The organism is Acidovorax sp. Root275, assembly GCF_001428965.1.
Classification (GTDB): Bacteria; Pseudomonadota; Gammaproteobacteria; order Burkholderiales; family Burkholderiaceae_C; genus Acidovorax; species Acidovorax radicis.
The window spans coordinates 1513443-1535080 of the sequence record NZ_LMJH01000001.1; the positions used below are offsets into that span (position 1 = coordinate 1513443).

At 63.5% G+C, this 21638-nt stretch carries 16 protein-coding genes; 3 read left to right on the top strand and 13 right to left on the bottom strand.

Annotated features, from left to right (window positions below):
* Positions 1-7: 7 nt before the first annotated feature.
* Positions 8-1255: a cystathionine gamma-synthase family protein gene (locus ASE52_RS06785; RefSeq protein WP_057224709.1), complete on the bottom strand. Its 1248-nt coding sequence runs from the start codon at positions 1253-1255 to the stop codon at positions 8-10.
* A 150-nt stretch (positions 1256-1405) separates the two neighbouring features.
* Positions 1406-2848 (bottom strand): exodeoxyribonuclease I, encoded by a 1443-nt coding sequence (sbcB, locus tag ASE52_RS06790; RefSeq protein ID WP_057224711.1) that lies wholly within the window; start codon positions 2846-2848, stop codon positions 1406-1408.
* A 265-nt stretch (positions 2849-3113) separates the two neighbouring features.
* Here sbcB and ASE52_RS06795 point away from each other — a divergent pair, with 265 nt between their 5' ends.
* A complete protein-coding gene (locus tag ASE52_RS06795; RefSeq protein WP_241776952.1) occupies positions 3114-4433 on the top strand; it encodes a lytic murein transglycosylase in 1320 nt (439 codons plus the stop codon).
* Positions 4434-4463: 30 nt separating this feature from the next.
* On the opposite strand, the gene ASE52_RS06800 is transcribed toward ASE52_RS06795, so the two are convergent.
* The 4 genes from ASE52_RS06800 to dnaE form a co-directional block, all read right to left on the bottom strand.
* Positions 4464-5609: a hypothetical protein gene (locus tag ASE52_RS06800; protein WP_057224714.1), complete on the bottom strand. Its 1146-nt coding sequence runs from the start codon at positions 5607-5609 to the stop codon at positions 4464-4466.
* 300 nt (positions 5610-5909) lie between these two features.
* Positions 5910-8258 (bottom strand): ATP-dependent Clp protease ATP-binding subunit ClpA, encoded by a 2349-nt coding sequence (gene clpA, locus ASE52_RS06805; protein WP_010465500.1) that lies wholly within the window; start codon positions 8256-8258, stop codon positions 5910-5912.
* Between the two features lie 57 nt (positions 8259-8315).
* On the bottom strand, positions 8316-8684 hold the full coding sequence (gene clpS / locus ASE52_RS06810; RefSeq protein ID WP_029414237.1) for an ATP-dependent Clp protease adapter ClpS: 369 nt from the start codon (positions 8682-8684) through the stop codon (positions 8316-8318).
* Between the two features lie 97 nt (positions 8685-8781).
* A complete protein-coding gene (gene dnaE, locus ASE52_RS06815) occupies positions 8782-12315 on the bottom strand; it encodes a DNA polymerase III subunit alpha (protein ID WP_057224716.1) in 3534 nt (1177 codons plus the stop codon).
* A 186-nt stretch (positions 12316-12501) separates the two neighbouring features.
* Here dnaE and ASE52_RS06820 point away from each other — a divergent pair, with 186 nt between their 5' ends.
* Positions 12502-13299 (top strand): outer membrane protein assembly factor BamD, encoded by a 798-nt coding sequence (locus ASE52_RS06820; protein ID WP_057224718.1) that lies wholly within the window; start codon positions 12502-12504, stop codon positions 13297-13299.
* Here the strand turns inward: ASE52_RS06820 and ASE52_RS06825 are convergent.
* Together ASE52_RS06825 and ASE52_RS24970 are read right to left on the bottom strand one after the other, a co-directional pair.
* Positions 13262-15310 carry an ATP-dependent DNA helicase gene (locus tag ASE52_RS06825; RefSeq protein ID WP_057224720.1) on the bottom strand — a complete coding sequence of 683 codons (2049 nt, stop codon included), beginning with the start codon at positions 15308-15310 and terminating at the stop codon, positions 13262-13264. The genes ASE52_RS06820 and ASE52_RS06825 overlap by 38 nt on opposite strands.
* A complete protein-coding gene (locus ASE52_RS24970; RefSeq protein ID WP_081474686.1) occupies positions 15310-15513 on the bottom strand; it encodes a YdcH family protein in 204 nt (67 codons plus the stop codon). The genes ASE52_RS06825 and ASE52_RS24970 overlap by 1 nt, the downstream gene beginning before the upstream one ends.
* Before the next feature lie 105 nt (positions 15514-15618).
* Between ASE52_RS24970 and ASE52_RS06835 the strand changes: the two genes are divergently transcribed.
* A complete protein-coding gene (locus ASE52_RS06835; protein WP_010465509.1) occupies positions 15619-16425 on the top strand; it encodes a protein phosphatase 2C domain-containing protein in 807 nt (268 codons plus the stop codon).
* Between the two features lie 160 nt (positions 16426-16585).
* Here the strand turns inward: ASE52_RS06835 and ASE52_RS06840 are convergent, their stop codons facing one another.
* The 5 genes from ASE52_RS06840 to odhB form a co-directional block, all read right to left on the bottom strand.
* The gene (locus ASE52_RS06840; RefSeq protein ID WP_057224722.1) at positions 16586-17290 is read right to left on the bottom strand and encodes a hypothetical protein; all 705 of its coding nucleotides are present in this window, start codon (positions 17288-17290) and stop codon (positions 16586-16588) included.
* Entirely contained in the window at positions 17287-18384 is a 1098-nt protein-coding gene (gene zapE, locus ASE52_RS06845) for a cell division protein ZapE (protein ID WP_010465513.1), read from the bottom strand. Before zapE ends, ASE52_RS06840 begins: the two co-directional genes overlap by 4 nt.
* A gap of 85 nt (positions 18385-18469) precedes the next feature.
* Positions 18470-19897, bottom strand: coding sequence for a dihydrolipoyl dehydrogenase (gene lpdA / locus ASE52_RS06850; protein WP_057224724.1), 1428 nt, complete (start codon positions 19895-19897; stop codon positions 18470-18472).
* On the bottom strand, positions 19890-20351 hold the full coding sequence (locus ASE52_RS25525; RefSeq protein ID WP_140426150.1) for a hypothetical protein: 462 nt from the start codon (positions 20349-20351) through the stop codon (positions 19890-19892). The genes lpdA and ASE52_RS25525 overlap by 8 nt, the downstream gene beginning before the upstream one ends.
* Before the next feature lie 12 nt (positions 20352-20363).
* On the bottom strand, positions 20364-21638 hold the full coding sequence (gene odhB, locus ASE52_RS06855) for a 2-oxoglutarate dehydrogenase complex dihydrolipoyllysine-residue succinyltransferase (RefSeq protein ID WP_057224726.1): 1275 nt from the start codon (positions 21636-21638) through the stop codon (positions 20364-20366).

The following is a 21638-nucleotide window of genomic DNA, read 5'->3' on the forward strand; positions in this document are numbered from 1 at the left end:
TGGCAGGTCAGCCCCCCGCAAGGGCCTGCTCAAAGTCGGCGAGCAGGTCTTCGGAGTCTTCCAGGCCCACGGACACGCGGATCATGCTGTCGGCAATATCCATGGTGGCTCGCACGGCGGGGCCAGCTTCCCAGAAAATCGTGTGGGCCACGGGGATGATGAGCGTGCGCGTGTCTGCCAGGCCCGTGGCCTTGATCGGCAGCTGCAGCCGGTTGCACACGGGCAGGCACTGGTCGGGGTCGCGCAGCTCGAACGACAGCAGCCACGAACCGGCCTTGAGGTGCTTTTTGGCAAAGGCATGCTGGGGGTGCGAGGGCAGCATGGGATAGAGCACGCGGGAGACGGCAGGGTGCTGCTCCAGCCACTGCGCCAGGGCCAGGGCCGTGGCACTGGTGCGGTCCATGCGCAGCGACAGGGTTTCAGCACCCAGCGCGATCTGGTGCGCGGCGTGGGATGACAGCGTGCCACCCATGTCGCGCAGGCCCTTCTTGCGCAGTTGCTGCAGGCCCCAGCCCTTGGCGTCGCCCTTGCGGTAGGGCGCAAAGATGTTGGGGTACGTGCTCCAGTCGAACAGACCGGTGTCTGTTACGGCGCCGCCCAGCGCCGCGCCCTGCCCGCCAATGCTCTTGGTGAGCGAGTTGAGCACCAGCCCCGCGCCCACCGTGGACGCACGGAACAGGTAGGGCGACGCCACGGTGTTGTCCACCACGTACAGCACGCCGCGCTCACGGCAGACGGTGCCCACGGCTTCCAGGTCGGGGATCTGCGTGCCGGGGTTGGCGATGGTCTCGACAAACACCATACGGGTGTTGGGCCGCACCGCAGCGGCCACGTTGGCGGCGTCGGTCACGTCCACCAGGGTCACTTCAACGCCCAGGTCAGCCAGCGTGCCGAACACGCTGTTGGTGTTGCCAAACACGAACTGGCTGGCCACCAGATGGTCGCCCGCCTTCAGCAGCGTGAGAAAGATGGCGCAGATGCCCGCCATGCCGGTGGCGAACACGATGGTGCCCTGCCCTTTTTCCATCTGCGTGATCTTGGCCTCCAGCGCCGCCGTGGTGGGCGTGCCCTGCCGCGCATAGTTGAAGCCGCCTTTGGCCGTGCCCTGGAACACGGCGATCAGGTCCTCGACCTTGTCGTAGCCGTACTGGACGGACGTATGGATCGGCTTGTGGATGGCCCCATGCTCAGCGCCGCCCTGGCGGTCTGCGTGCAGGATCTGGGTGGTAAAACGTTGGTTCTGCGGTGTCGTCATAAAAATCTGCGGCTGTTTTTACTGGTCTGCGTGCAAGGCATGGCGATGAATACTGGCGCGTCCCAATACCAGCGCACCCGTGGAACTGGCTCCGCCAGGCCACCGGGTGCGTCCCCCTCAGGGGGGAAGGCGCGCAGCGCCTCAGGGGGGTCAGCGCTCCGGCGCGATGTGCTCAGCGTAATCGTACAAGGCGCCCAGGATGTCCTGCGCGCGGTCATCGGCAGTTTCCGACATTTCATCGATCTCGGTGAAGAGTTGCTCGACCGTGCGCGCCCCGCCCTCGCCATCAAACAGGCAGGCTGCGCGGTGCGCCTCCCAGCGCTCTGCCTCTTCGGGCGACAGCGTTTGCGGAAAGTTGCGCGCCCGGTAGCGCCAGAGCAGCTCTGCGAGGCGCGGGTCATCAAAATTCGCCCGGGCCTTGGCCAGCTTGTCGCCCCCCAGGGCGCGCAGATCGTTCAGCAAACGCCGGTCGTTGTTGCCCACAAAACCGCCATACAGATCCTGGTCCACATCCGGTGCAGGTTCTTGCGGGCGGGCAAACACGGCGGGCCAGATGCCACTCATGTCGGGCAGCGCGTGCGCCACCTCGGCGTGCTGGGCGGCCTGCGCCATGTCGATACCCCAGCGCTGCGCCAGCGCGGGCGTGAGCGTGTTCACATTGCCCACCACCATGGGTGACTTGTTCAGGTGGATGGTCTTGACCGGCAGACGTGTCACGCCCTCGGGCAACGCATCGGCCTTGCTGAACATGCGCAGGCGGATCTCGTCGGGGCCCATGGTGGCAAGGGGTGCGGGGTCATGGGCCAGGTCCCAGGCGATGAGTTCATTCTTGTTCGTGGGGTGGCTGGCCAGCGGCCACATGACAGCCAGGCAACCCCGTTCGGCAGGGAACATGCCGGACACATGCAGGAACGGCCGAGCCGTGATGGCGGTGGCCGGCAGGCGCAGTTCAGCCGCCACACGGTCCTTCTTGTGCAGGCTGAGTGCAAAGTCAAACAGCTTGGTGTTGTGCTGGCGAATGAGCCGTGCCAGCGCAATGGTGGCGCGCACATCCGACAGCGCATCGTGCGCCGCCTCGTGCAGCAGGCCGTTGGCTTTGGACAGATGCTCCAGCTTGAAGCTGGGCGAGCCGTCTTCTTTTTTGGGCCAGGTGATGCCGTCGGGCCGCAGCGCGTAGGTCATGCGCACCACGTCCAGCAGGTCCCAGCGCCCACACTGGTTCTGCCACTCGCGCGCATAGGGGTCAATGAGGTTGCGCCAGAACATGAAGCGCGTGATCTCGTCATCGAACCGGATGGTGTTGTAGCCCACACCGATGGTGCCAGGCTGGGCAAATTCAGCTTCGATGCGCGCAGCAAACTGGTGCTCGGGCACCCCCTTCTCCAGGCAGAGCTGCGGCGTGATGCCGGTGATCAGGCACGAGACGGGATCAGGCAGGTAGTCGTTGGCGGGCTGGCAATAGAACATCAGCGGCTCGCCGATCTCATTGAGCTCAGCGTCGGTCCGGATGGCCGCGAACTGCGCAGGCCGGTCACGGCGCGTGTTGGCACCAAAGGTTTCGTAGTCGTGCCAGAGGAAGGTATGGGAGGCCATGGTCGGTGGGCAAACAGGGGCGGGACAAGGGCAGGGCAAAGAAGACATCGAACTGTACCCTGATTCGTAGGCACTTTTTGACCCCTAGCGCATACTGTAAAAGCGCAAGCAGCTATTGGTTTTATAGCAAATGCACATTGCCACCCTGGCAGCCCTTTCACGCAGTGATACACCTGCGGCAGGGCTCGGGCACCGCCGCGCAGGACAATGGCGCATGCAACGTACCCCTCCAGCAGATTCCTCGGTCCCACGGCCCTCCCCTTCCCTGGCGTTCTCGCTCCCGCTGGTAGCGTGGGTGGCGACTTTGGCCCTGGCGGGCTGCGCCTCAGCCCCAACGCCCACCCCTCGCCCGGAAGCGGTAAAAGCACCCTTGCCACCCACCGCGCCACCTGCAACGGTTGGTGCACCGAGCCTGGAAGCGCCCGCATCCACGGGCGGCCCAGTCATGGGCGTGGACCATGTTGCGGGTTTTGCTGCATGGCGCGACGCATTTTCAGCGCAAGCCTTGCAGGCAGGTATCCAGCCTCGCACGGTGCGCGATGTGCTGGGTCGGGCGCAATGGCAACCGCGCGTGGTGGAGCTTGACCGGGCCCAGCCCGAATTCACGCGCGCACCCTGGGCCTACCTTGACAGCGCGGTCTCACCACAGCGCATTGCCCAGGGGCAGGCCAAGCTGGCCGAGCACAGCGCCACGCTGGAGGCCGCGGCCGCCCGCTATGGCGTGCCGGCCACCGTGGTCACCGCCATCTGGGGCATGGAGAGCAACTACGGCAGCAACTTCGGGACATTCCGCACCGTGGACGCACTGTCCACGCTGGCCTATGAAGGCCGCCGCCGCACCTGGGCGCAGGCCGAGCTGCTTGCCGCGCTGCGCATCGTGGACCAGGGCGACATCGCAGCGGACCGCATGCTCGGCTCCTGGGCAGGCGCCATGGGGCACACGCAGTTCCTGCCCTCGGTGTTTCTGGCCTACGCCGTGGATGCCGATGGCGACGGCCACCGCGACATCTGGGGCAGTGTCCCCGATGTGGCGGCATCCACAGCCCACTTTCTGGCTCGGTCCGGCTGGCAAGCCCACGAAACCTGGGGCACCGAAGTGCTGCTGCCGCCCTCGTTTGACCATGCCCGGGCAGACCCGGGCACGCGCCAAACCACGGCGCAATGGGAAGCAGAAGGCGTGAAGGCCATCGACGGCCAAGCGCTGCCGACCCTGAGCGGGGCTTTCATCGTGAGCCCCGCAGGCGCACGCGGCCCGGCCTTCTTGGTGGGAGCCAACTTCCGGGCCATCCTGCGCTACAACAATTCGGTCAACTACGCGCTGGCCGTGGCACTGCTGTCACGCCAGATCGGCGGCGGCGGACCGGTGGTTGCCGCATGGCCCCGCGACCTCGCGCCCCTGTCACGGCAGCAACTGCAGGAGCTGCAGGAGGCACTCAACCGCAAAGGGTTTGCGGCCGGCACCCCGGATGGCGTGATGGGCCCCGCCACCCGCGCAGGGCTGCGGGGCTATCAGCGCAGCATGGGCGTTGTGGCGGACGGCTATCCCACCGTGGAACTGCTGGAGCGGCTTAGGGTGCCCGAATAAACAGCGCGACGGACTCCCCAGCAGGCAGCCTCACGGCGTCACCAGCCCGTCCATGCGCACGACCTCGAAATCCCGGCCCAACACCTGCCGCAGCTCGGATTTCAGGCGGTCGTTGTTCCAGCGCTCGTCCGGCGCCCCGCTCAGGTACCAGTTGGAGCCGTTGTCGGCCACCATCATCCCGTGGGTCTTGAGGGCGGTGAGGATGGCGCGTGTCTCGGCAGAGAAACCCGCCGGGATCGCATAGCCCGCCTTCAGGCGCACGCGCATGCCCATGGGAGGAAGGTTGAGGCTGGTATTGCTCGACGCCCAGTGGGTGGCGGGCGGCACGTAAGCGCGTCGGGTCTGGCTGACGGTGAAGCGCAGCGCGTGGCGGATGCCACCGGGGCCCAGCGAAGCCTCGTCATAGCGCACCAGGCCCGGGAAGATCGGCAGGCCCGCGGCGTCCGCGCTGGTCCATCGCGGCTGCGCGGTCGGGCGCACGTTGTTGTTGTCCAGGTGAAAAACGGCACCACCTGACGCACGCCAGCTGCCATCGGGCTGCGGATAACTGTTGCCGGTTTCATACAGGCGGTTGTTGTCACGGTCGATCACGATCACGTGCCTGTCACCCGCGCTGGAAGGGCCGCCTTCGATAGGCGCGCTGGGCGGAATCGGGTACGGGCCTGCATCACTCTCGTCGCCGTAGTCGGTGAACTGCACAGCCACACGTGGCTGGGTGCCCGCCACCACCACATAGGGAATACCGATGGGCGCGCCTTCCCACAGGCCCGCGCCGAAGTCCGGAAACAAGCCCCGGGTGAGGCCGATGCTGGCGATGAGGTTATCGGAGTTGGGGTCCACCGCGCGCGTGGTGACGTCCGCGTTCCAGGCATTGTCGGCAGGGAACGGCAGTGCGCCATTCAGCGGTGCGCCCACGCCCAGGGTTGCGCCCCGCACATCACCATAGACATTGACCCCAGGGGCTGGTGCGGGTGCAGGCGCGGGTGCGCCTGGCGCTGGCGAAACGGGAGGCGCCGAAACCGGCGACGCGTCACCCTCTCCGCCTCCACCACAACCGGCCACCACCGCGCCCAAACTGGCGATGGCGATGCACCGGCTGATCGCGCCCAGACGCTGCGCGCGAAAGGCGGCACCCTGGACAATCGGGGCGGAGGGTGTCGGGGTGGGAATGGTCATGGGTTGTCTCCTGAATGAGCTCGCAGTATCCCGCCCCGACCCCCTCAGCCTGCTGCAGAACTGTACGAAAACGTTTCAAAGACCTTGGGACTGCGCACGGCGTCCGCACCCACCGATTCGCTGACGCGGCGGATCAATGCCTGTCCCTGCAGGTTTCGCAACCAAGCTGCAGATGCAGCATGGCGGATGGCGAAACCGGTGCGCGACGCAGGGGCGAAAAAAAGCCAGCCATCGCAATGATGGCTGGCTTCAGGAGGGGGCCGGTGCGTGTTGCCAAAGCGCCAGCGGCGCCAATGCCTATCAGTCTGCCGTGGCTTCCTCAGGCTCGGCGGGCTCGGACTTCGCGGAGCGCTCCTTCTTGGCCAGCGGCTGGATATCCAGCAATACCTCGGAGGTTTCCACGCCCTTGTCGTCGGTCTTCAGCTCGATATCGACCGTCAGGCGTCCACCTTCCGTCAGGCGACCGAACAGCAACTCATCGGCCAGCGCACGGCGGATCGTGTCCTGGATCAGGCGTTGCATAGGGCGGGCACCCATCAGCGGATCGAAGCCCTTCTTGGCCAGGTGCTTGCGCAGCGTGTCGGTGAAGGTGACTTCCACCTTCTTCTCGGCCAGTTGCGTCTCCAGCTGCAGCAAGAACTTGTCCACCACGCGCAGGATGATCTGCTCATCCAGCGCCTTGAAGTTGACGATGGCGTCCAGCCGGTTGCGGAACTCGGGCGTGAACAGGCGCTTGATGTCGCCCATCTCGTCGCCCGCCTGGCGCGGGTTGGTGAAGCCGATGGTCGCCTTGTTCATGGTCTCGGCGCCGGCGTTCGTCGTCATGATGATCAGGACGTTGCGGAAGTCGGCCTTGCGGCCGTTGTTGTCCGTCAGCGTGCCGTGGTCCATGACCTGCAGCAGCACGTTGAAGATGTCCGGATGCGCCTTCTCGATTTCGTCGAGCAGCAGCACAGCGTGTGGCTTCTTCGTGATGGCTTCGGTCAACAGGCCGCCCTGGTCGAACCCGACATAGCCCGGAGGCGCACCAATCAGGCGGCTCACGGCATGACGTTCCATATATTCCGACATGTCGAAGCGCAGGAGCTCGATGCCCATGATGTAGGCCAGCTGCTTGGCGGCTTCGGTCTTGCCCACGCCCGTGGGGCCGCTGAACAGGAACGAGCCGATCGGCTTGTCGCCCTTGCCCAGGCCAGACCGCGCCATCTTCACTGAACTGGCAAGCACTTCCAGGGCTTTGTCCTGCCCGAACACCACGCTCTTCAGGTCACGTTCCAGCGTCTGCAACTTGCCGCGGTCGTCATTGGAGACATTGGCGGGCGGTATGCGCGCGATCTTGGCCACAATCTCTTCGATCTCTGCCTTGCCAATGGTCTTCTTGCGCTTGCTCGGCACCATGATGCGCTGCGCCGCACCCGCTTCATCGATGACGTCGATGGCCTTGTCGGGCAGATGGCGATCATTGATGTACTTGGCGCTGAGCTCAGCTGCCGCCTGCAGGGCCGCCGCCGCGTATTTGACGCTGTGGTGCTCTTCAAAGCGCGACTTCAGGCCCTTGAGAATGTCGATGGTTTCGGCCACGCTGGGCTCGACCACGTCCACCTTCTGGAAACGGCGCGACAGCGCTGCATCCTTTTCAAAGATGCCACGGTATTCCGTGAAAGTGGTCGCGCCGATGCACTTGAGCTGGCCGCTGGAGAGCGCGGGCTTGAGCAGGTTCGACGCATCGAGCGTGCCACCCGAGGCCGCACCCGCACCGATCAGGGTGTGAATCTCGTCGATGAACAAGATGGCGTTGGGTTTGTCCTTGAGCGACTTGAGCACGCCTTTCAGGCGCTGCTCGAAATCGCCCCGGTACTTGGTGCCCGCGAGCAGCGCACCCATGTCGAGCGAATACACCACGGCCTCGGCGAGGATCTCGGGCACGTCGTTCTGCGTGATGCGCCATGCCAGGCCCTCGGCAATCGCGGTCTTGCCCACGCCGGCTTCACCCACCAGCAGCGGGTTGTTCTTGCGGCGGCGGCACAGGATCTGAATGGTGCGCTCCACCTCGTAGTGGCGACCGATCAGCGGATCGATCTTGCCTTCCTTGGCGGCCTGGTTCAGGTTCTGGGTGAACTGCTCCAGTGGCGACGCTTTCTCGTTGCGCTCGGACGCGCCCCCCTCTTCGCTTTCAGACGGGTTTTCGGCCTTGGCCGGCTCCGGCGGCTCGCCCTTCTTGATACCGTGGGCAATGAAATTGACCACATCCAGGCGCGTCACGCCCTGCTGGTGCAGGTAGTACACGGCGTGCGAATCCTTTTCGCCAAAGATGGCCACGAGCACGTTGGCACCCGTCACCTCCTTCTTGCCATTGCCCGTGGACTGCACGTGCATGATGGCGCGCTGGATCACACGCTGGAAGCCCAGCGTAGGCTGGGTGTCCACCTCATCGGTGCCAGCCACCTGAGGCGTGTTGTCTTTGATGAAATTCGCCAGCGATGAACGCAGATCATCGATGTTGGCAGAACAAGCGCGCAGCACCTCCGCTGCGCTGGGATTATCGAGCAATGCAAGCAACAGATGCTCCACGGTAATGAACTCGTGGCGCTGCTGGCGGGCCTCAACAAAGGCCATGTGCAAGCTGACTTCCAGTTCCTGGGCAATCATGTGAACTCCTTTGTGCTTGCGTGGAAGGGATAACTGTAGATCGGGATCAAAAACCTGTTATTCAACAGGCTCACTGACACATTGCAGTGGGTGGCCCGCCTTGAGGGCGGCGTCAAGCACTTGTTCCACCTTGGTGGCAGCCACATCGCGGGAGTACACGCCGCAGACGCCTTTGCCATCGAGATGGATCTTCAACATGATCTGGGTGGCTTGTTCACGGTCCTTGCTGAAAAACTCCTGCAATACGACGATGACAAACTCCATGGGGGTGTAGTCATCATTGAGCATGACCACCTGGTACATCTGGGGCGGCTGGGTCTTCTGTGTGCGTCTTTCGAGCACGACCGAACCGCCATCATCCCGCGCTGGCCGGGTCACGGGCGGCGCGGTGGGGGGTGAAGGTGGTTTTGTTGCCATGAAAATCATTCTAGCGACCCACGCGAGGGGCTGCCGCAAGAGAAGTTGGTTGTTGACCCTGTATTTTTCAAGCCAAGTTGCCCCGGATATTTTGGGAAGCGCTGCCTTACTCGTAAACCACCGCAGCCGACCCCGACCCCACCTGCGCCGTCCAGGCAGCCAAAGCGGCGTCAGTAGGGAAAAAGCGTGCGTTTTCGCCCAATTGCAGTTCAGCGACGGCAGTTGCATCTTCGGCCTTGCAGCGCACGCCCATGCGCACGCGCAGGCCATGCATCAATTCGCCTTCGGCAACCTCCTCCCGCCGGGGAGGAAACTCCTGCACCAAACGCGGAACATCCGGCACCTTGTCCCCCACCATCACATGCAGGTATTTGCCAAACCGGCAGCGTGCCCCAGCCAAGTCCCACACCTGCTGCACTTTCACGCGCAGGCCACCGCTGAAGTGGTCAAGTTGCAGGCGTCCCATCATCACCACGAACTCATCTTCCTTGAGCTGATTTCGGTACGTGTTGAGCAAGGCCTCATCGGCAGACGCCTCAATGACGGCAGACTTGTCATCCAGTTTGAACAGGCCCAGTTTGCCCCGCTGTCCATTGATGACCCGGAAATCACTGATGATTCCGGCCAGAACCTGGGGTTCGCGGCTGTCCAGCAACTCGTCGATCTGGGTGCGCACAAAGCGGCGCACCTCGGTGGCCACTTCATCGAACAAATGGCCCGACAGATAGAACCCGACCGCCGTTTTCTCCAGGGTGAGTCGTTCCTTGATCCCCCAGGGAACCGCGTCCACCAGTTCAGGCTCCTGCGTGCTGGAACCATGGGCATCGTCACCCATCATGTCGAACAACCCACCCTGGTTCACGTTGGCCAGCGTGGCGGCCGCAAAGTCAAAAGCCCGGTCGATGGACGCCACCATCGCTGCCCGGTTCATGTTGATCGAATCAAAAGCACCCGCCTTGATCAGCGCCTCCACCGTGCGTTTGTTCATGCGCGCCTTGTCCACACGCAGACAGAACTCGAACAAACTCTTGAAGGGCCCGGTAGTGGTGCCATGCGGCCCCTCACCGCGTCCTTCGCGCGCAGCCACCATGGCCTCGATGGCCTGCTGGCCGGTGCCTTTAACGGCGCCCAGGCCATAGCGGATGATTTTGTCGGTCACGGGCTCGAACCGGTAGAAACCTCGGTTGACGTCCGGAGGCTCGAACGAGAGCCCCATTTTCTGCGCGTCTTCAAACAGCACCTTGAGCTTGTCGGTGTCGTCCATTTCGACCGTCATGTTGGCGCAGAAGAACTCTGCGGTGAAGTGCACCTTGAGCCAACCCGTGTGATAAGCCAACAGGGAGTAAGCAGCCGCGTGTGACTTGTTAAAGCCGTAGCCTGCGAACTTCTCCATCAGATCGAACACTTCGTCAGCTTTCTCCTGGCTGATGTTCTTTTCGGCCGCACCCTTTCGGAAGATCTCCCGGTGCTCGGCCATCTCCTCGGCCTTCTTCTTGCCCATGGCGCGGCGCAACATGTCGGCACCACCCAAGCTGTATCCCCCGAGCACCTGGGCGGTCTGCATCACCTGTTCCTGGTACACCATGATCCCGTAGGTCTCGGCCAGCACGGGCTCCACCAGCGGATGGGGATACTCCACCACTTCCTTGCCGTGTTTGCGGTTCACGAAACTCGGGATCAGGTCCATGGGACCTGGACGGTACAGCGCGTTCAGCGCAATCAAGTCTTCCAGCCGGCTCGGCTTCGCTTCCTTGAGCATGCCCTGCATGCCGCGGCTTTCAAACTGGAACACGGCCTCAGTCTTGCCGTCGGAAAACAGCCGATATGTGGGACCATCGTCCAGCGGAATGGTCTCGAAGGCAAAGTTCTCCTGGCCCTTGTGGCGTTTGATGATGAACTCACGCGCGATTTCCAGAATGGTGAGGGTGGCCAGGCCCAAGAAGTCGAACTTCACGAGGCCAATGGCTTCCACGTCGTCCTTGTCGTACTGACTCACGGCCGATTCGCTGCCAGGCTGCTGGTAGAGCGGGCAGAAGTCCGTGAGCTTGCCAGGTGCAATCAACACCCCGCCCGCGTGCATGCCGATGTTGCGGGTCATGCCCTCGAGCTTCTGCGCCATCTCGATGATGGTCTTGACGTCTTCTTCCTTCTGCACGCGTTCGTACAGCAGCGGCTCCAGCTCCAGCGCGTAGTTGTTCTTGTCGCCGTCCTTTTTCACCTCGGGCGGGTATGCCAGGGTGTAGGACATGCCGGGCTTGCCCGGCACAAGCTTGGAAATGCCATCGCAGAACATGTAACTCATGTCCATCACCCGGCCCACGTCGCGGATGGCCGCCTTGGCAGCCATGGTCCCAAAGGTGGCAATCTGGCTCACGGCGTTCTTGCCGTACTTATCCTTCACATAGTCGATCACCCGGTCGCGGTTGGACTGGCAAAAATCGATGTCGAAGTCGGGCATGGACACCCGTTCAGGGTTCAAAAACCGCTCGAACAGCAGGTTGTACTGCAGGGGGTCCAGGTCGGTGATCTTGAGGGCATACGCCACCAGAGAGCCCGCGCCCGATCCCCGGCCAGGCCCCACGGGGCAGCCATTGTTCTTGGCCCACTGGATGAAGTCCCCCACGATGAGGAAGTAGCCCGGAAAACCCATCTTGAGAATGGTTCCGATCTCGAACTCCAGGCGTTCCACATAACGCGGGCGCTGCTGGTCCCGCTCAGCCTCTTTGGGGAACAGCAGCTTCAGCCGCTCCTCCAGACCGTCGAACGATGCCACGCGGAAATACTCGTCGATCGGCATGCCGTTGGGCGTGGGAAAGTCTGGCAATTGCGGCTTTCCCAGCACCAGGGTGAGATTGCAGCGCTGGGCAATTTCCACGGTGTTCGCGATGGCAGAGGGCACATCGGCAAACAGGGCCTCCATCTCGGCCGTCGATTTGAAATACTGATCCCGGGTGAACTTGCGAACCCGGCGCGGGTTCGCCAGGATCTCGCCCTCGGCGATGCAGATGCGGGCCTCATGGGCTTCATAGTCGTCCGCCGTGGCAAATTGCACCGGATGGGTCGCCACCACCGGCAAACTCAGGCGCGCTGCCAGCTGGGCTGCGGCCACCACATGGCTTTCATCGTCCACGCGGCCCGCCCGCTGCAACTCGATGTAAAACCGGTGAGGAAACAACCCCGCCAGGCGCAGGGCAACCTGGGCGGCCCCCGACTCATCACCCTTCAGAAGTGCTTGCCCCACAGGCCCTGCCTGCGCCCCGGCCAGGGCAATCAGCCCCTCGGATAGCTCTTCCAGCCAGGCCCAGGTGCACAGCGCCAGATTTTTGACGACATTGCGCGTCCACGCACGCGCCAGCAGTTCGGACAGATTGAGGTAGCCCTGCCGGTTCTGCACCAAGACTATCAAGCGCGAGGGCGCTGCGCCCGCCTCACCTTCCAGAAAAATCTCGGCCCCGAGGATAGGCTTGACGCCCTTGCCCCGCGCCTCCTTGTAGAACTTGATCGCGCCAAAAAGATTGTTGAGATCGGTGATGGCCAAGGCAGGCTGGCCGTCTTTGGCAGCCGCCTTGGCCACCTCATCGATTCGATTGGTACCGTCGACGACGGAAAACTCGGTGTGCAGGCGCAAGTGAACAAACATGGGGCCATTGTAGAAAGCCCGGCACCTCTCCCCGGGCGAAAGCTCGCCGCGCAACGCCTCTTGACAGGTGCCGCCCCCGGTACAATGCTTTTGTGCCCCGGATACCAAGGGCGGTCGGTCCGCTGGACCAGCCCAGACATAGATATCCTGCACCCCTGTTTCCTCTTTTGCTGAAAGCTGCCTGCGATGCTGCGTGCCCCACTGCCCCTCGTTTCTGCCCTGCTGCTTGCCGGTCTGCTGGCAGGTTGCTCCAGCACGACCGAAGACAAAACGGCCAACTGGAGCCCCAACCGCATCCATTCGGAGGCACAGGACGAAATGAACAGCGGAGCCTACGACAAGGCCGTTCCCTTGCTCGAAAAGCTCGAAGGACGTGCCGCAGGCACTCCACTGGCCCAGCAGGCCCAGATCGACAAGGCCTACGCGCACTACAAGGCTGGCGAAAAAGCCCAGGCCATCGCGACGCTGGACCGCTTCATGAAGCTGCATCCTGCCAGCCCCGCTCTTGACTATGCGCTGTATCTCAAGGGCCTGGTGAATTTCAACGACAACCTCGGTCTGTTCTCGTTCATCTCTCGCCAGGATCTTTCCGAGCGCGACCAGAAAGCGGCAAAGGACTCCTTCGAGGCCTTCAGCGAGTTGGCCACCCGCTTCCCGGAATCCCGCTACGCGCAGGACGCACGCCAGCGCATGACCTACATCGTGAACTCGCTGGCGCAGTATGAAGTGCATGTGGCGCGCTACTACTTCCGGCGCGGTGCCTACGTGGCGGCCATCAGCCGCGCGCAGCTGGCCTTGGCGGACTACCAGGGCGTGCCAGCCTTGGAAGAAGCGCTGTACATCCTCATCCAGTCCTACGACGCGCTGGGCATGACACAGCTGCGTGACGATGCGCGCCGCGTGATGGACACCTCTTACCCCCAAAGCGCCTATCTGCGCGGCGGCCTCAAGGAAAAGGCTGAACCGTGGTGGAAGGTCTGGTAAGCACCTGAAGGGCGGCGTCAAACTCTGGCTCCGACTCCAGGCGCCGCATCGGAGGCAAGGCCGCCAGCAGGCGCTTGCCATAGCCCATGGTGACCAGGCGGGTGTCACCTACCACCAGAATGCCCTGGTCGGACTCACGCCGTATCAACCGCCCCGCCCCCTGCTTGAGCGCGACGGCCGCCTCGGGCAGCGCATACGACTTGAACGCTTTTCCACCAGATTTTTCAATGCGCTGCGTGCGTGCCTCCACCAAGGGATCTCCCGGAGGAGGAAAAGGAAGCTTGTCGATCACGACGAGTTGCAACGCATCGCCCGGCACGTCAAAACCCTCCCAGAACGTGGCAGACGCCACCAGCACGCAGCCTCGCTGCCCATGATCGCTGCCTTCGCGAAAGCGCTCCATCAGCCGGCGCTTGGGCCATTCGCCCTGCACCAGCACTTCCAGCGCCCCTGACGCGACAAACTGACTTGTCAGCGCGTCGCCAATCGTGCGCAGGGCCTTGAGTGTCGTCGTCAGAACCAGTGTGCGGCCGCCCAGCTGCGCTGCAGCATGTGCCACCCATTGCGCAAGCACCGCGCTGTGCGAAGGGTCGGCCGGAGGCGGCAGGTGGCGTGGCACATACAGGGCCGCCTGGGACGCATAGTCGAACGGGCTCGCGACCCGCAGGACCTGTGCGTCCTGCAAACCCGCCCGCTCCGTGAACCAGCTCAAGTGTTCGTCATCGCCCAAGGTGGCCGAGGTAAAAATCCAGGCCCTGCCGGGCCCTGCGGCAGGCTCCCCGGGCCATCCATCTTCTCCCACCGGTTCTGCGGGTGCAGCCAGCAGGCGCGTGCGCATGGCCTCGGCAATGTCGAGGGGGGATTCCGTCAAGCGCAATTGCGCCCCCACATCGACCCAGCGCACCGTATCCGGGTTGCCAGGACCAGAAAAATGGGCCAAGCGCGCCAGCAGCTCTGTCCCCCGCTCGTACAAGCGCACGAAGTCGGGCGCTATTTCGCTGACGGTGTCGAGTGCCTCCTGAGCCTGGGCGCAGGCTAGCGCCATGCGGCGGATGGCCACGAGCCATTCATCCTGCCCGACCCCCTCGGGTGTTTCATCGGTCCAGCGCAGCTTTGCACCGCCCCGCATATCTCCCGCCGCCAGGCGCAAATCCCTGGCAGACAGATCTACCTGGCTGGCAAGCCCTGACCAATCGGCAAGGCCCCGCGCATGCTGGAGCCCGGCTGCCAGCAGATCCCTGCCAAAATCGATCAGCTGGCCCGTGGACAGCGTCAGCCCCAGAAACTGCACGCCCGTCTCGTTGATCTGGTGCGCCTCGTCAAACACCACCACGCGCACCGTCGGCAAAAGTTCGGCCATACCCGACTCGCGCACGGCTACATCGGCAAAAAAGAGGTGGTGATTGATGACCACGATGTCCGCAGCCAACGCCTCGCGCCGCGCCAGATGCACATGGCATTCACGAAAGCGGGGGCACTGCGAGCCCAGGCAGTTCTCGCGGGTGGAAGTAACCAGCGGTATCACGGGCGACCGTTCGTCCAGCCCCGTCAGTTCCGCAAGATCACCCGAGCGCGTGGCGTGCGACCAACCCTCCACCTTGGCCAGCACACGCGCCACGCCAGGCTCACGAGCGGATACGTCCTGGCGCGCCAGCTCCATCCGGTACAGGCACAGATAACTCGCCCTGCCCTTGAGAAGCGCCATGCGCACCGGCAGGCCCAGGGTCTGCGCCAGGCGCGGAAGATCGCGCGCAAACAGCTGGTCCTGCAGCGCCTTGGTGGCAGTGGACAGCAGCACCCGCTCGCCACTCAGAAGTGCCGGCACGAGATAGGAGAACGTCTTGCCCACCCCCGTCCCCGCCTCCACCACCAGCGCGCCACCCATTTCAATGGTGTGCGCCACGGCCATGGCCATTTCCGTCTGCCCTTCCCGGGGCTGGAAGTGCACATCCGCCCGCGCCAACACACCGCCGGGGGCAAACACCTCCTGCACCATCTCCATCAGAGCCATCAGGCGGGCTCTTGGGGCTGGAGATCCCGTTCCAGGCGATCCAGGGCATCGCGCAGAGCGAGGCGGCGCTTTTTCAGGCGGCGCAGCGTGAATTCGTCCGGCGCCCCCTCAGGTGCACACAGGTCGATCAACGCATCCAGATCAGCATGCTCGATGCGCAGCTCAATGAGTTGTCGCTGGGGGGAATGGAGGCTAGGGTTCAAGGCGGGGGCCGTGGGATGGCAAAAATGCCACAGGCGGGCGGATAATACGCGTTTGGCACCCTTTCCGCGACGGCCGTTTGCGTACGCGCCCCCACAATCACCAGCATGACCAAAGCGTTTCGCCTCATCGCGTCCACCGGCATCCACAAGGGTGACCGGGAGTACCAGCAAGATCAGGTGGCCTTGATCTCCCACGAGCGGCACAACGGCTGCGTGCTGGGTGTCATTGCCGATGGCATGGGGGGCCGAAGTGGCGGGCGCAAGGCGTCTGACCAGGTCATGATGACGGCCCGCCAACTCTTCGAGCGCTATTCGCCAGACACCGACGACCCCGTGGCGATGCTCAAGAGCATGGTGGAAGAAGCTCACATCGTGATCAGGCTCACAGCCATCTCTGCCGAGCAGGAACCACACAGCACCATCGCGGCCTTCCTCATCAACCCCCGGGGCGACTGCCACTGGGTACATGCTGGCGACTCGCGCCTGTATCACTTCCAAGGCGCGCGCATGGTGTTCCGCACCAGCGACCACTCCTATGTCCAGGCCCTTGTGGACCGAGGAGAGCTGACGGAAGCCGAGGCCAACAACCATCCACACTCGAACATACTGGTCGGCTGCCTGGGCACCGAAAGCGACCCGCCCATCACCACCCATGTGATCCCGCAGCTACAGCCCGGCGATGTGCTCATGGCCTGCAGTGATGGGGTATGGCACTACTTTTCCCCCACCGAACTCGGCTCCGTGGTGGACTCTCTCTCGCCACGGGAAGCCACGGAATTCCTGATCGAAAAAGCCCGTTCCCGCGCGCGAGGCGGTGGCGACAATCTTTCGCTGGTCATCGTGAAGATGGAGGCCCTGGCGGAAGAAAAAAAGGTCGTCCGCCTGGTGCCCGCTGACGCAGGCCGCCCTTGAAGTAGTTTTCATTCGTACGTGTTGGCCGGGCAAGCAAAAAGCTTGCACCCCCACCGAACAGAGCGGCGCAGGCGCCATTCCTTCCGGGCCGTTGCTTCTTCAGGCGTCTCTCCGACTCGACGCACCGTGCCGTGCCAAGCGCCCTGGGACACACGCCCTGTCAGCGTGCTGCCGAGCCTGCTGGCAATGGCGCGGCGGGCAGGCGCCCCTGGGCGGCGGCCTCTGAGCGGGATTTCTCGACACGCGCGCGGCGTTCCTCTGCCGCTTGAAGTGTTTGCGCATGGCGTGCGCGAGCCTCTGCGGCACGCTCGGCATTGCCACTGGTGCGTGCTGCCTGCTCCTGTGCCTGCTTTTGCACCTTGCTGCGCTGCTGCTGTGCCCGCTGTTCAGCCTCATGGTCACGCTGTGACTTCAGGCCCTGGGGGTCTTGCGACGGCTTGCGCAACACGGCGCTGGCAGCGCTGCTGCCCTCTGCAGGACGACTCGGTACCGCCCCCTGCTTTTCTTCGATGGATTGGAGGCGTTCCGCAGCTTTTTCCTTGCGCTCGGCATCATTGAGCTCAATTTCCTGCGCGCGCAGACGGGCTTCTGCGTCGCGCACTCCGGCCCGCACAGTGCGCAGGCAGTCCTCCACGGAAAATCGTTGGTAACAGGCCGACTCATCCTGCTGGCGCTTGGCCTTGATGGTCTCGCGTTCGTGGCGGATGCGGTCGTGTTCTGCCTTGCGATGCGCCGCCGTGGCAGCCGCCTGCTGCTGCCGGTGGACCTCCGCGCCCGGGGCCGCCGGCTGCGCGATAGCCGAAGCGGTGAGCCCGCAGGCAAGCAGCGAGAAGATGGTGGAGAAGACCAAGCGCCTGAAGATCATGTCAGCCCCGTATCGACAGTGCGACGCTCCAGCGCCAGGAATTCCTTCGACTGCATCTCGTTGAGCCGCGAAATCGTGCGCGGAAACTCATGCGCCAGAGGGCCTTCGGTGTACAGCTGCTCGGGCGGTACCGCAGCAGACAGGATGAGCTTGACCCGCCGGTCGTACAGCACGTCCACGAGCCAGGTAAAACGCCGCGCAGGCGAAGCCATGCTCACCGGCATGTAGGGCACGTCGGAGAGCAGCACGGTATGGAACTGCGTCGCAATTTCCAGGTAGTCGTTCTGCGACCGGGGGCCGCCGCAGAGGGTCTTGAAGTCGAACCACACCACCCCGCCGGCCTTGCGGCGGGCCCGGATCTCGCGGGCCTCGATGTGCAGCACCGGATCTTCGTCGTGCACTTCGGCCAGCTGGTCGAACGCCTGGCCCATCTCGGCATCCGCCTCGGGGCCCAGCGGCGTGTGGTACAGCCTCACATGCTCCAGAGTACGCCGACGGTAGTCGGTGCCGTTGTCGACATTGACCACTTCGAGCTTTTCGTTGAGCAGTGCAATCGCTGGCAGGATGCGGTCGCGGTGCAGGCCGCCGGGGTACAGGTCGTCGGGCTTGAAATTGGAGGTGGTGACAAAACCCACACCGTTGTCGAACAGTGCCGCCAGCAAGCGGTGCAGGATCATCGCGTCGGTGATGTCCGCCACATGGAATTCATCAAAGCAGATGAGTTTGTAGCGCCGCGCAATGCGCTCGCCCAGCACATCCAGCGGGTTCACCGTGCCCTGCAAGGCTGCCAGCTCGCGGTGCACCTCGCGCATGAACTCGTGAAAGTGCAGGCGCACCTTGCGCTTCAGGGGCACGGCATCAAAAAAGCATTCCATGAGGAAGCTCTTGCCACGCCCCACCCCGCCGTACATGTACACGCCGCGCGGAATGTCAGGGCGGTTGATCAGCTTCTTGAGCGCATTGGAACGCCGGGCTTTGTAGGCAGCCCATTCGTCCGCGCAGCGCTGCAGTGCGTCCACGGCCCGCAGTTGGGCGGGGTCGCTTTGGTAGCCTTTGGCGGCCAGCTCGGCCAGGTAAGCCTGTTTGACAGTCACTGGATGGGCACCACTCTGATACTATGAATTTAATAGCTACCAGCGCTTGATTATCAAGCGCTGGAGCCCTTTTTTATTCAAGATATCAGAAGTTCAGCGTGCGCTTGTCCACCGCCAGGGCCGCTTCCTTGGTGGCTTCGCTCAGGCTGGGGTGCGCGTGGCAGATGCGTGCGATGTCTTCGCTGCTGGCCTTGAACTCCATGGCCACCACAGCTTCGGAGATCAGCTCGCTGGCCTGCGGGCCCACGATGTGCACGCCCAGGATCTCATCGGTGTCGGCATCGGCCAGCATCTTGACCATGCCGGTGGTGTCGCCCAGCGCACGTGCCCGGCCGTTGGCCAGGAAGGGGAAGGTGCCCGCCTTGTACTTGACGCCGTCGGCCTTGAGTTGCTGCTCGGTACGGCCCACCCAGGCGATCTCGGGGCTGGTGTAGATCACCCAGGGCACGGTGTTGAAGTTCACATGCCCGTGCTGGCCGGCAATGCGCTCGGCCACGGCAACGCCTTCTTCCTCGGCCTTGTGGGCCAGCATCGGGCCTCGCACCACGTCACCCACCGCCCACACGCCGGGCAGGTTGGTCTTGCAGTCGGCATCCACCACAATGGCGCCGCGTTCGTCCAGGGCCAGGCCCACGGCTTCGGTGTTCAGACCGATGGTGTTGGGCACGCGGCCGATGGAGACGATGAGCTTGTCCACGTCCAGCGACAGGGCCTCGCCCTTGGCGTTGGTGTAGGCAATGGAGACGCCCTTCTTGCCGGTCTTGATCTCGCCGACCTTCACGCCCAGCTCGATCTTCAGGCCCTGCTTGTCGAACGCCTTCTTGGCTTCCTTGGCGATCTGCTCATCCACCGCGCCCAGGAAGGTGGGCAGGCCTTCGAGGATGGTGACTTCGGCACCCAGGCGGCGCCACACCGAGCCCATTTCCAGCCCGATCACGCCCGAGCCGATGAGACCGAGCTTCTTGGGCACGGCGCCCACGCGCAGCGCGCCGTCATTGGACAGCACGAACTCTTCATCGAACGGCGCGCCGGGCAGCGCGCGGGCGTTGGAGCCGGTGGCGATGATGATTTGCTTGCCGGTGATCGACTCTTCAGCGGCGCCAGCCACCTTGATCTCGTAGCCACCTTCGGCGGCCTTGACGAACGAGCCACGGCCGTGGAAGAAGCTGACTTTGTTCTTCTTGAACAGGTACAGGATGCCATCGTTGTTCTGCTTCACGACGGTGTCCTTGCGGGCAATCATCTTGGCCACGTCCATCTTGACGCCGGTGGCGGTGATGCCGTGGTCGGCAAAGTGCTTGTTGGCGTGCTCGAAATGCTCGGACGACTGCAGCAGCGCCTTGGAGGGAATGCAGCCCACGTTGGTGCAGGTGCCTCCGGGTGCCGGGCCGCCCTTTTCGTTCTTCCACTCGTCGATACAGGCCACGTTGAAGCCCAGCTGGGCAGCGCGGATGGCGGCAACGTAGCCGCCGGGGCCACCGCCGATGACGATGACATCGAATTGTTTACTCATTTGTTTCAACCTTTATCAAATCGGCGATAAGCCCTTGACTCAAAAAGACATACCCGGTCGCGGAAGAGATCGGAGTGTCGCCACCCACGGCACCAAAAACTGAAATGCCACGAGGGACCTTGCAGAGAGAGACAAACGGTGCGCCAAGGCAAGGATGGCCTTCAACAACCGTTTGCTTCCACTCAACGGAAACAGCCAGAGGCTGGTCAGCGAAGTTCGTCACGATCCAATGACCGGTATCGCCCTTGCTGACACGGATTCCTGCCATGTCCGCATTGGAACTACAGTCTTTTCGCAAGCGGGATAGAGCGTCCAATGGACCTTGCAAGGAGTTGCAAACCAACCGGTAGCTACCACGCAGTTCAGCACCGACCGCCTGTGAAGAGACTTTTGCTACGCCACACGAGGTAAGCAACAAAAGCGATGCCGCAGTTGCACAAACAGCCTGCAGCATCGCAGGTCCACCTCAGATATCAAACAACAGGCGCGATGGATCTTCCAGCGCGTCCTTCATCGCCACCAGTCCCAGCACGGCTTCGCGGCCGTCGATGATGCGGTGGTCGTAGGACATCGCCAGATAGTTCATCGGACGGACGACGATCTGGCCGTTTTCCACCACCGCGCGGTCCTTGGTTGCGTGCACGCCCAGAATGGCCGACTGGGGCGGGTTGATGATGGGGGTGGACATCATCGAGCCGAAGGTGCCACCGTTGGAAATCGAGAACGTGCCGCCGGTCATTTCTTCGATGCCCAGCTTACCTTCTGCGGCCTTCTTGCCGAACTCGGCGATCTTCTTCTCGATGTCGGCAAAGCTCATCTGGTCGGCGTTGCGCAGGATGGGCACCACCAGGCCACGGGGCGAGCCCACGGCGATACCGATGTCGAAGTAGCCGTGGTAGACGATGTCGTTGCCATCGACCGAGGCGTTCAGCACAGGGTACTTCTTGAGGGCGTGCACAGCCGCCTTCACGAAGAAGCTCATGAAGCCGATCTTCACGCCATGTTCCTTGGTGAAGGTGTCCTGGAACTTCTTGCGCATGTCCATCACCGGCGCCATGTTCACTTCGTTGAACGTGGTCAGGATGGCATTGGTCGACTGCGATTGCAGCAGACGTTCGGCCACGCGGGCACGCAGGCGGCTCATGGGCACGCGCTGCTCAGGGCGGTCACCCAGGTCTTCCTTGGCGGCAGGGGCCGACACCTGAGGCAGTGCCTTGGTAGGCACGCCCGTGGGAATAGCGCTTGGGGCGGCCACAGCAGCCTTGGCAGCACCACCCGCCACTGCGCTGAGCACGTCGCCCTTGGTCACGCGGCCATCCTTGCCGCTGCCGGCCACGACCGATGCGGACAGGTTGTTCTCGGCCAGCAGCTTGGCGGCGGCGGGCATCGCCACGTCACCCTTGGAGCCGCCAGCAGCGGCCGCAGGTGCGGGGGCAACAACGACGGGTGCCGATGCGGCAACCGCTGGAGCGGCGGCAGGAGCCGCAGCGCCAGCCTTGCCTTCGGTGTCGATCTTGGCGATGAGCTGGTCGGCCACCACGGTGGCGCCGTCGCCCTGCACGATTTCGGTCAACACGCCTGCGGAGGGTGCGGGCACTTCGAGCACGACCTTGTCGGTCTCGATCTCGATCAGGATCTCATCCACTGCCACGGCCTCACCGGCCTTTTTCTTCCACGTCAGCATGGTGGCTTCGGCCACGGATTCGGACAGCTGGGGGACTTTGACTTCTACGATAGCCAT